Below are 10917 nucleotides of genomic sequence, written 5' to 3' on the forward strand. Positions count from 1 at the left end.
ACGTAGGTAAAGAGGCGCAGGTCTTTGGCGAGGGCCAGGGCCTTGTTGTGCTTGCCGCCGAACTCTAGGGCGGCAAGGAGGGCGAGGGTGAGGATGGCGGAGGCGGGCGTTTTGGCTTGGGGGTCATCCTTGTAGCCCATGGCTTGCAGGGCGTCGTCTATAATGCAAAAGGCCGCTATGAGACGGGAAAGCATAGCGGCCACTATTTTTTCAGGTCCAGGGGTAGGTAGCAACTTGGGTTAACCTACCATCTCCAGGAATCCCTCATTGTCGTTCTTCTTCCAGGACCGCGGCAAGGCCAACCCGATCACCCCGGAGAAGGGTAAGCCTCCCTTTCCGCCACCTCCTCCAACCCCAGGGTGGGTTGCACGGGCCCCGCGCCCTCCGGCGAGGGGTCCTGCCCCTCTCCCTCGCCCTGGGGCTCCCTCCGTTCCTCCTCCCCGGGCTGGGGAAGCTCCTCCGCCAGGAAGAGCTCCCCGCCGAGGACCGCCTCCATGAGCTCCCCTTGCTCGGGGCAGAGCTCCACGGTCCTCTCCAGGACCCAGATCAGCTCCAGGAGCTCCCTCCCCAGGTCTGCGGTCCAGGTGTGGGGGACGACGTCGTCCAAGGGGCTGCTCCTCCTTCCGCTCCTCCTGCGCTGGCGGTACTCCAGCCAGGCCCGGAGGGGGAAGAAGCCCGAGACCTGGAAGTTGTAGACCTCGGGGGACACGGGGTGGACCTCCCCGTCCCCCACGTGGAGGGTCTGGCTCGCCTCGTCGTACCTGTGCCCCTCGGGGTAGGAGGCGGGGGGCTTCGCCCAGCGGGCCCTCCCCCTGAAGGCGCTCCAGCTCCGCCCCTGTCCGTACCGCTCCCCGTAGGTGTGGAGCCAGAGGAGCTCGCTTCCCAGCTCCACCCCCCTCTTGAAGAGGTCGGGATCCTTGGTGATGGGGACGCGGGGGCCGGGGGTGCGCAGCTCCTCGGAGAAGCGCTCGGTGTAGGCGGGGCAGGCCAGGAGGGCGTAGACGTAGGCCAGGAAGTCCTCGGGGGAGACGGGGAAGCCGTAGGTCCTTTCCAAAAGCTCCAGGAGGCCCTTGGTGATGTTGGGCTCCTTGCCCTGCCTGTCCCGGTAGAGGGGGACGACATCCTTACCACCCCGCCCGCTGAAGTGATCCAGATCAGGTACGTAAGCTGTGGCGGTAAGAGCGGGACCTTTTCCCAAGGGCTTAGTTAACAAGGAGGTGAGGTAGACCTGTTTATCCCCCCAAACCCGCCAGAGGGGAGGACGGGGGTAGCTGCACACCCGTCCGTCCACGATGGCCCAGGCGCGGTCGAAGGAGCGGTAGCCGTAGCGGAGGTAGCCTTCCGGAGCCTCGTTGGGCCCGAGGCGGGCTATGGCGGGAAGCCTTCCCCTGCCCAGTATGGCCGGGTAGTCCCGGGACACCTTGCGGTCCCGGTCCTCCCGGAAGAAGTCCGCCCCATCGGGGCTAAGGAGCAGGGTCCGCCAGCGCTCCTCCAGCACCTCCCTCGTGGGCCCGATGGGCCAGGTGCGCTTGAACTGCACCCCCGAGTGCTGCCAGGGGAAGAGGTCGGTGAGCTTAGGCAGGCGGGCGTAGGGGCCCGAGGGGCCGGGGACGAAGGGGTCCCCCCAGCCTTCCGGGGCCTCCTGGAAGGGGATCTCCTCAAGGGACGGGAGGCCCTCCAGGGCCCTGAACTTCTCCTCCCGGGTCCTCCCGGGGACGCGGTAGTAGAGGACCCGGGCGGGCTCCCCCGGGGCCTTCTCTCCGTAGCGCACCACCAGGGCGATGGCCACGGGGGTCTGGATGTTGAAGACGTTCTCCTCCCTGACCGCTCCCCGCCCCTCTCCCCCAAGGTCCAGGACGTAGACCTCGTGGGCCAGGCGGCGCACGTGCTCCCGCATCCCCGCGAAGCCCGGCCCCTGGAGGTAGGAGCTCGCCGTGATGAAGGCCACCACCCCGGGGCGTCTGGGATCCTGCTCGAAGGCCTTCCACAGGGCGAAGCGCCAGAAGTAGACGTAGAGGTTGTAGAGGTTCTTCAGGTGAACCCCAAGCCCCGCCTCCCGGGCCGGGCGCAGGAAGTCCTCCATCAGGGGGTGGGGCTCCCGGGGGCCGTTCAGGACCCATCCCCCCTTACGCTGGCGCTCCGCCTCCCCTTCCCCCTCCACCCGGTCGTAGGGGGGGTTGCCCAGGATCACCAGGATGGGCTTCTCCCGCTTGAGCTCCGCGGCCCGCCGGCGCTCCTCCCCCAGGCGCTCGTAGAAGAAGGGCTGCGCCAGGGGCGGGGCCTCGGGGGCCTCCAGGGTGTCGGCCAGGAAGAGGTTGAGGCCTTCCCGGGGAAGGCTTCCCCCCTCGGCCTGGAGGGCCTGGGAGAGGCGGAGCTGGGCCACCGCGTAGGGGCCCACCATGATCTCGATCCCGTGGAGCCGGTGGGCGACCCCTTCCGCGTACTGCCCCCGGAACCCCTCCCCGTAGGCGTGGGCCACGTTCTCCAGGGCCTGCTCCAGGACGGAGAGCAGGAAGGTCCCCGTGCCCATGGCCGGGTCCAGGACGGTCACCCCCTCGTGGGCGAAGCCCAAGGGGTAGCCGAGCCCGCCTCCCCTCAGGAGCCCGTCCACCAGGCGGACCATGGCCCGCACCACCGGGACCGGGGTGTAGTAGACCCCCATGTCCCGGCGCAGGTCCGGGTCGTAGGCGGCCAGGAAGTCCTCGTAGAAGTAGAGCCAGGGGTCCGCCCCCGTGCCCCGGAAGGCCCCGGGGTCCACGGCCTGGAGGGAGCGGCGCAGGAGGTGGTAGGCGGGGCGGATCTCCGCCAGGACCCGGGGGTGGTTGGAGAGGAAGAGGGCCTCCATGAGGAGGCCGTACTGCCCCTTCAGGAGCTCCAGGGCCCGCTCCAGGTACAGGGGCTCCTCCCCCGTGTCCAGGCTCCGGGCCAGGAGGAACCCGTAGGTGACCAGCTGGGCGTAGGCGTCCGCGAAGGTCCGGTCGTCCGCCCCGGGGAGGAAGGTCTCCCTCCACTCGTCCCGCAGGTGGGCCAGCCCCCCCTCGGGGTTCGCCCCCAGGGCCTCCAGCACCGCCTCCCGCAGGAAGCGGGTGAGGGGGGCGAGGAAGCGGGCCAGCTCCTCCGGGCTCCTGGGGACCAGGGGCCTCCACTCCAGGAAGTCCCGGAGGAGGGCCTCCAGGCGGGAGGCCTCCCCCTCCGCCAGGCGCACCTCCCGCACCTTCTCCCCCTGGCGGAAGAGGGCGAAGTGCCTCCCGTCCGTGTAGACCAGGTTGGGGAGGTTCCTGAAGCTCTCCCACTGCCTGCGGTCGTGGGGGTCCCGGAACCTCCCGGGATCCGCCCCCTTCCCCGGGGCCTTGAGCTCCACGAAGCCCACCAGGAGCCCGGCCCGCCAGACCCCCATGTCCGGCCGCCCCAGGCCCGTCCTGACCTCGTGGACCACCCTGACCCCTTCAAAGCCCTCCAGGACCTCCCGCACCAGGGGGACGAGCTGGGCCTCGGGATCCCCGCCCGGGGAGGCCCCCTCCAGCTCCGCCAGCCGGCGGAGGTAGCCGGCCAGGAGTTCCTCGAAGACGGGCATGGCCCCATGCTACCAGGGGGCCCGGCAAAATCTTCATTTCACGAGGAAAAGTTTCGTGCCGTTAGGCACGAGGGCTCCTGGACGCGACTTCGAGGGAGGGGGGGTCGTAACTTTTCCCGGGGGGTCCGCGAGGGGGACTTGTAAACGCTCCCCTGAGAGATTGCATTAGCTCCATAAAGCCACGATTTGGGGAGAACGCCGTCCCGGAGGGGGAAAATCGGAGTAGAGGGAAGCGGGGTTGGTTTACAAATGGGTGCTAATAGCACACCATCTCGGGATGGAGGTAAGTGGCGAAACATAAAGGCCAGACTCCTTTTTTATGCGGATTAAAGGCGGTTTTTGTAAACAAACCCCCGAGGCTCGCGCGTTTACAACCCGCCTCTGACCAGCCGTCGTAACTTTTCCCCCCTTTGCAACTTTCCCCCTTGAGCTGTCGCTTACGATGGGCTCAGGTTGACTCAAGAGCGGGGGTTTTCGCGTTGAGAAAGGCCTGAGTCAACCTTTGAGTTAACGATTTTCCTATCTATGAGGTAAGAGAGTTTTGCTCGTCTAAGACGGCACAAACTCCTGAGTCAACCCCTGTGCCGACCCCCCGATTTTTGAGCCGGACCCCCCTCTGTGCCGAAACTTCGTTGACTCAGGGTCGGCTCAGGGGTCGGCACAACGGGAAAGCCGTCCGGGAGGGCTCTGTGCCGACCCCCTCCCTCTGTGCCGACCCTCTCCCGCTCCGCGGGGGGGTGGAAAGTTACGGGAAAAGTTACGGGGGGGCTTCCTGAAACCTCGTTGACACAAAGTCGCCTCTGGGTTAATATAGAGTTGATGTCCGACCTGCTGCCCGAGCCTGACCCCCCGCTCGCCGACCTGACCCGGGTGCGCCAGCAGGCCTTCAGGGGGATCCTGGTCCACCTGGCGCGGACGGGCCGCTTCCCCACCGGGAAGGAGCTGGCGGTCCTGCTCGGGCGCACGGACGACGCCACGTGGTACGCGCTGAGGGCGCTGGGCCGCCTCGGCCTCTTGGAGCGGCGTTCAGGGCAGTACGCGCTGACCCCCCGGGGCCTTCGGCTGGCCGTCGTCCTCGGCGAGACCGTGTGGCGTGAGGACGAGGAGGTCCAGAAGGCCTTGAGGTTGTTGAGGGGTCGAGATGCCGCCGAGGATGTTGGCTGAAAGGTCGAGCCGGGGCGCTCCGCCCAGAGTCCCCCCGGCTCCGCCTCCTAGGGATCCCGCGCAAGCCAGATATGGATCCCGAGGCCATTATCCTCCTGGCGGCGAAAAGCTGCAAGGAGGGAAGGCATGGTCGTCTCTCAGACTCCGCGCGAGGTCGTAGAGGAGCTCGCACGCCGGCTAGCCCGGGAAGCGAACAAAGCGTACGCCAGCCACTTCAGGCAGATCCTCAAGGTCCTCCCCGCCGGGTTGGGGGCGGAGGGCTTCCACGACTGGCTCGCCTCCCTGGACGAGAAAGGGATGAAGGCCCTGGCGGCGCAACTAGAGCAGGTCGAGGGGAAGCCCCGTCCTCACTTCGTCTCCGCTCTCAAGAGGGCGAGGGCCGTCGTCCTTGGCGAAAAGCCGCTTCGGGAGATGCCCTCCTCGTTCCCCGAGGCCTTGCGCTGGGCGATAGAAAGGGCGAGCCTGAGCGTCAGGACCCTCGCCGGCGCGAGCGACGTGAAGGAGAAAACGCTCTGGGGCTGGCTCGCGGGACGGCAGCTTCCCTCCTCGCGCGCTGCGGTGGAAAAGCTGGAGGAAGCCCTGGGCCTCCCGCAGGGCGCCCTGGCGCAGAGGCTGTCCCGGTGGGGGAGGCAGAAGTTCGGCGTTCACGATAAAAGACATCGGCGATTTACCCAGGCCTTCCTGCGCCTGGCCGCCCGCGCTCGGTACGGGGTTCCCTGGAGCGACCTCCGCGAGGCCGAACGGAAGGCCCTCCTCCGCGAGGACGAAGAGCGCTGGGGCAGGAGCTCCAACCGCCAGCTCCGCACAAGCCAGGCCGTGAAAACCCCTTACGGCCTCCCCTACGAGGCTTGGCCCGAGCGGGCGCAGGTGGAGTGGAGGGGCTACGAGGCCTTCGCTGCCGCGCCCCAGAGGAGCCGCCAGCGGGCGGAGCGGGTCCTCCGGGGGGAGGAGGTGGCGGCCCGCCCCGTGAGGGAGACCACCCTGACGCGCGAGCGTCAGATGTTGGAGCGTTTCTACGGCTACTGCCGGAACGAGCTCGGCCTAGAGCCTGGCCTGGAACTCCTGACCCGGGTCGACCTGGTGGAGAGCTACCTGGCGTGGCGCTGGAGGCGTTACGACGAGGACGTCCATCCCCTGACGAAGACTGAAACAGGTTTCATAGCGTTCCTCAAAAAGCTCCACGGCCCCCAGGGCTACCTCCGGGCGGCGGGCTACGAGACCCGCCTGGAGGAGATAAAGGCTCTGGAGAAGCGGCTCGCGAGGGCGGGGGTGGACGAGACCCCGGGCTACCACGCCGTGGAGCCCCTCCTGGAGACCGACGACCCCCTCTACTGGCTCGTGGAGGGGCTCAAGCTCCTGCTCCTTGAACTCAAGGGGTTGGTGGGCGACTTGAGGAGGCCCGCGTTCCCCGCTTCAAAGAAGCTCCAGCAGGAGGCCCTCGCCCTCTACCGGGACGCGGTCCTCTGGTGGGCCCTGACGGCCCATCCCCTGAGGGCCAAGCACTGGTACGGAGCCCGCCTGGACCTGAAGGCCTCCCGGCAAGGGGAAGACTTCCCCCCGGGGGAAGGGCACCTGGGCCGGGAAGGCGGGGTCTACTACCTCGCCTACCGGAAGCGGGAGTTCAAGAACGCTGCGAGCAAGATCTTCAAGGCCTACCGGGACGACGACCTGATCCGTTTCCCCTTGCAGGACCCTGAGCACCCCCACCTTTCCCTGGAGGTGGATGGGAAAGTTTCCCTCAACGAGCTTGTGCACGTCTACCTTGTGGAGGTCCACCCCCGCCTGCTGGGGGGCGGCTCCGCGGGAGCGGCGCCCCTGTTCCCCCGCCTAGAAAGCGAAACGCGGTTGCGAGCCGCCGTCTCCCAACGCTCCGCCGCCGTGGCGGCCCTCCCCGGAGTCCCAGCAGGAGTTTTGCCCTTCGGCCCCCACGCCTTCCGCCACGTCGTGGCCACGGCGATCGTGAAGACCACGGGCTCGTTCGAGGCGGCCGCGAACGTGCTCCTGGACTCCATAGAGATGGTGGCGCGCCACTACGCCCGGTTCGCCCCCGCAGACCGCTACCGCTTCGGCTGGAGGGCCTACGGCGAGGCCCTGAGGAGGAAGGAATGAAAAGCCTCCACGACCTCCTCCTGGAGCGGGTGGACCAGCTGGTGGCGGAGCTCCTCCCCGGGGCCCGCAGGGTGGGGCGGGAGTACCGGGCGGGCTCCGTGGCCGGGGAGAAGGGGGAGAGCCTGGCCCTGGACCCGGCCACGGGCCTCTGGATCGACCACGACCCCTCCGCCCCCGAGCCCCGCCAGGGAAACCTCCTCACCCTCGTCCAGGCGGCGAAGGGCCTTTCCCCCGAGGAGGCCCGCCGCTGGGCCCTCCGGTGGCTCGGCCTCCCGGAGGACTCCTCCCCCGAGCGGAAGGGGAAGGTCAGGAGGGCCGGGGGGAGGGAGGCCGGGATCCCAACCCTCCAGAACCCAGGCGCTCAGGTCCCCAAGTCCCCGAGTCCCCAGGCACCTGAGGGCGGGGACCTCTTCGCCCACCCCCGCTTCCGGGACCTCCTCCTCCCCAAGGGAGAGGACGGGAGCCCCCTGGCCCTCGCCTCCGAGGAAGTGCTCAGGCGCCAGGTGGCCCGCTTCCTGCGCACCCCCGAGGCCGTGGCCTACCTGGGGGCCCGGGGCCTGGACGCCCGGGCGGCCCGGCGCTTCTACCTGGGCCTGGCGGACACGGAGACCGCCAAGGCCGCCCTGGCCTACCCCGTGATCGGGCCCGACGGGGCCCCCGTGCGCCGCCACCTCTACTACGAGATTCCCGGCCTCACACAAGGGGCCCCGGGGAAGGGGTGGGGCCGGGGGAGGCCCGCCTCCTACTGGGCCCTCCCCCCCTTCGAGGGCCCCTCCCCCCGCCGGAGGCTCTTCGTGTGCGAGGGGGCCAAGGACGGGTGGGCCCTCTGGCTTCACCTCCAGGGGCAGGCCTGGGCGGGGGACCTGGCCGTGGTCACCTCCACCCACGGCTCCGCCGTCCCCGAGGCCTGGAAGGACCCCCTCTTCTGGGCCCCGTGGGAGGAGGTCTACCTGGGCCAGGACGCCGACCCCGCCGGGGAGGAGATGGCCCGCAAGGTGGCGGCCCTGGCCGGAAGGCCCGTCCGCCGGGTGCGGGTGCCCGAGGGGAAGGGGAAGGACTGGACGGACTACTTCCTCGCCGGGGGGACCCCCGAGGGGTTCCGCCTCCTCCTGGAGGCGGCGGAGGTCTGGGAGGAGGAGGCCTCCGGGCCCCAGGTGCGCCTCCCCGACCCCGTGGACATCAACCGGGCCTTCGTGGGGGGGCACCTCTACGTGCCCGTGAGGATCCTGGAGAACCGTGGGGAGGAGGGGGCCCGCTACCGCACCGTGGTGGTGCGCTCCGACGGGGCGGTCCTGGGCTGGGGCTACCTCCCCGCGCCCCCCGGCACCCCCCCGGAGGACCGGGTGCTGGCCCTGGACGACGGCACCATCATCCGCAGGCCCCCCAAGGCCACCAGGGACACGAAGGGATCCTGGAGCGCCGAGTCCATCAACCGCTTCCTGGAGGCGAGGCGGCGGGGGCGGAGCGCCATGACCCTGGCTCCCCAGGACCTCCCCAGGCTGATCGTCCGCCACCTGCGCCAGGTGGTCCTCCCGGGAGAGGACGGCTACGTGCTGGCCGCCCTCGGGGTCATGACCTCCTACGTGCAGGCGGTCTTCGACGCCGTGCCCCTCTTCCTGGTGGTGGGGCCGCCCGGTTCGGGGAAGACGGAGTTCGCCCGGCTCATGGCGGAGCTCGGGGCCAACGGGGTGGTGATCACGGGCCAGACCTCCGCCGCCGCCGCGGCCCGGGTCATCGACGAGACGGGGGGCCTCGTGGCCTTCGACGACCTGGAGGAGGTCAGGCAGCGCTCGGGGAGCGCGGAGGCCTCCCAGCTGGAGCAGTTCCTCAAGGTCTCCTACAAGAAGGAGACTGCGGTGAAGAACTGGGTGGACACCAAGGGGATGCGGGTCTTCGCCCTCAACTTCTTCGGGGTCAAGGTGATCACCAACACCCAGGGCACGGGGGAGATCCTGGGGAGCCGGATGCTGGTGATCCGCACCGCCCGCCTCAAGGACCTGAGGGGGCGGGAGCGGGCGGAGGGCCTCCCCCCGGAGGCCCTGAGGGAGCTCCGGGACAACCTCTACGTCTGGGCCATGGAGAACGCCGCGGCCCTCCACGACCTCTACCGGGAGCGCTTCGCCGGGAAGGGGGAGCGCCTGGACGAGATCGCCGCCCCCTTGCGCGCCATCGCCCACCACCTGGGGGACCAGGAGCTCGTCGCCCGCCTGGAGGAGGCCCTCCGCCGGCAGGAGGGCCGCCTGGAGGAGGCCCCCTCGGACACGGAGGTGGTGGAGACCGCCCTCAAGGAGCTGGTGCGCCAGGGGTACCGCGCCTACGTGGCCCTGTCCCACGTGGTCTACGAGGCCCGCAGGCTCGTGGGGGACGACTGGGGCCGGGAGCGGACGGTGGACATCCCCCGGTGGCGGGATCCCAAGTGGGTGGGGCAGATCGCCCGCAACTACGGCTGGGCGAGCCCGGAGAAGGCCCCGAGGCCGCGCCTCTGGGACAAGCAGTTCCGGGTCATGCGCCTGGAGCCCTCCTTCGTGGAGCGGGTGGTGGAGGAGCTCCTGAGAGACCGCGTCCCCCTGGAGCCCCCGAAGCAGCCCCTGAGCTTCTGCCTGGAGACCCCCTGCACGGAGTGCGCCTACCTCCACTACTGCGACATCAAGGGGGACAAGGAGACCTGGGTCAAGCGCTACGGCGAGGCCAAGCTCGCCCTGCGCAAGCGGCAGCTGGAGGAGGAGTTCCGGGCGGAGGTCGGCCCCGCCTGGGAGGAGATCCAAAGCGAGCTCAGCTCCCGGGAGGACGGGGAAGGGAGGGAGAGATGAGCGCCCGAGTTCTTGAGGGCCTGAGCGCCTGGGGGTATAAAGTACCCAGGTTCCTGGGCTCCCGGGGAGGTGGCGGGTGATCCTGGCGGTGACGGGCTTCAAGGGCGGGGTGGGCAAGACCACCACCGCCGTCCACCTGGCGGCCTTCCTGGCGGAGCTCGCCCCCACCCTCCTGGTGGACGGGGATCCCAACCGCTCCGCCACGGGGTGGCACCGCCGGGGAGGCCTCCCGGCCCGGGTGGTGGACGAGCGGGCCGCGGCCCGGTACGCCCGGGAGCACGCCCACGTGGTGATCGACACCCAGGCCAGGCCCTCCCGGGAGGACCTGGAGGCCCTGGCCGAGGGGGTGGACCTCCTGGTCCTGCCCACCACCCCCGACGCCCTGGCCCTGGAGGCCCTCCTGGCCACCCTGGAGGCCCTGAGGGCCTCGGGGGCCCGGTACCGGGTCCTCCTCACCATGGTCCCCCCGTGGCCGAGCCGGGACGGGGAGGAGGCCCGAGGCCTCCTGGAGGCCCACGGGGTGCCCGTGTTCCGAGCCCAGGTGCGCAGGGCCGCGGTCTTCCCCAAGGCGGCCCTCCTCGGGGCGCCCGTGTACGCGGTGCGGGACCCCCGGGCCCGCCTGGCCTGGGAGGACTACTGGAGGGCGGGGGAGGAGGTCCTGGAGGTGGCGAGGTGAGCAAGTTCGCCCGGTTGATCCACTCGGTGAAGGGGGAGGAGGAAGGCCCCAAGGCCCGGGGCAAGAGCCGCAGGGAGGACTACACGGCCCTCAAGGTCTACGTCCCCAAGGACCTGCACCGGGCCCTGAAGCTCAAGGCGGTGGAGGAGGGGAAGGAGATCTCGGAGATGGTGGAGGAGGCCTTGAGGACCTTTCTGGGGAAAGCTAGGTGAAAAGCGATAGGGCGAAGTGGGGAAAGAACGCTCCTTCACCGCAAGGCAGGAACCCGGCCTACTAGGGCAAAAGTCCGCACGATCCTTCCCGCGGTGCGGTATGGTACTTCCATATGACCAGCGCAGGAGCGGTACCGCCCATGTGGGGTAAGAGCACGGGGCATATTACCCTTCACAGCATCTGGCACCCCCACTTAGACCACCTCAGTTACTTGCTCGTTTCTCCCGGCAGGCAAAACGGTGTCCTCGGGGTGGTAGCTGTTCTTCTGTGGAGGACATGATGAGCACTCTTCTCATTTTGTTTGGGTTCGCTCTCAGTACACGTCAAAACGTGGGACCACCCCTTTAGGATGGACCTGCGCCCACGTGGAT

General features: G+C 69.4%; 6 protein-coding genes and 1 pseudogene. 5 read left to right on the forward strand and 2 right to left on the reverse strand.

Features of this window, described 5'->3' with window-relative positions; all coding sequences use genetic code 11:
- Nucleotides 1–194 (reverse strand): annotated as a pseudogene (locus tag L0C59_RS10555) (IS982 family transposase); the annotation flags it as partial.
- 113 nt (nucleotides 195–307) lie between these two features.
- Entirely contained in the window at nucleotides 308–3574 is a 3267-nt protein-coding gene (locus L0C59_RS10560) for a type ISP restriction/modification enzyme (RefSeq protein ID WP_243091307.1), read from the reverse strand.
- An 819-nt stretch (nucleotides 3575–4393) separates the two neighbouring features.
- Here L0C59_RS10560 and L0C59_RS10565 point away from each other — a divergent pair.
- From L0C59_RS10565 to L0C59_RS10585, 5 genes are all read left to right on the forward strand, one after another.
- A complete protein-coding gene (locus L0C59_RS10565; protein WP_243091308.1) occupies nucleotides 4394–4738 on the forward strand; it encodes a hypothetical protein in 345 nt (114 codons plus the stop codon).
- Nucleotides 4739–4864: 126 nt separating this feature from the next.
- Nucleotides 4865–6847 (forward strand): hypothetical protein, encoded by a 1983-nt coding sequence (locus L0C59_RS10570; RefSeq protein ID WP_243091309.1) that lies wholly within the window; start codon nucleotides 4865–4867, stop codon nucleotides 6845–6847.
- Complete coding sequence (locus L0C59_RS11160) at nucleotides 6844–9657, forward strand: toprim domain-containing protein (RefSeq protein WP_279232676.1); 2814 nt, start codon at nucleotides 6844–6846, stop codon at nucleotides 9655–9657. The genes L0C59_RS10570 and L0C59_RS11160 overlap by 4 nt, the downstream gene beginning before the upstream one ends.
- A gap of 76 nt (nucleotides 9658–9733) precedes the next feature.
- Nucleotides 9734–10333 carry a ParA family protein gene (locus L0C59_RS10580; RefSeq protein ID WP_243091310.1) on the forward strand — a complete coding sequence of 200 codons (600 nt, stop codon included), beginning with the start codon at nucleotides 9734–9736 and terminating at the stop codon, nucleotides 10331–10333.
- Complete coding sequence (locus L0C59_RS10585) at nucleotides 10330–10545, forward strand: ribbon-helix-helix protein, CopG family (protein ID WP_243091311.1); 216 nt, start codon at nucleotides 10330–10332, stop codon at nucleotides 10543–10545. Before L0C59_RS10580 ends, L0C59_RS10585 begins: the two co-directional genes overlap by 4 nt.
- The last annotated feature ends 372 nt before the right edge of the window (nucleotides 10546–10917 follow it).

It is taken from the genome of Thermus neutrinimicus (assembly GCF_022760955.1).
In the GTDB taxonomy this organism is placed as follows: domain Bacteria; phylum Deinococcota; class Deinococci; order Deinococcales; family Thermaceae; genus Thermus; species Thermus neutrinimicus.

Bases quoted from the DNA above. Each gene is read 5' to 3' on its own strand.
- L0C59_RS10560 (WP_243091307.1), bottom strand. From the start codon at position 3,574: ATGCCCGTCTTCGAGGAACTCCTGGCCGGCTACCTCCGCCGGCTGGCG.
- L0C59_RS11160 (WP_279232676.1), top strand. From the start codon at position 6,844: ATGAAAAGCCTCCACGACCTCCTCCTGGAGCGGGTGGACCAGCTGGTG.
- L0C59_RS10565 (WP_243091308.1), top strand. From the start codon at position 4,394: ATGTCCGACCTGCTGCCCGAGCCTGACCCCCCGCTCGCCGACCTGACC.
- L0C59_RS10570 (WP_243091309.1), top strand. From the start codon at position 4,865: ATGGTCGTCTCTCAGACTCCGCGCGAGGTCGTAGAGGAGCTCGCACGC.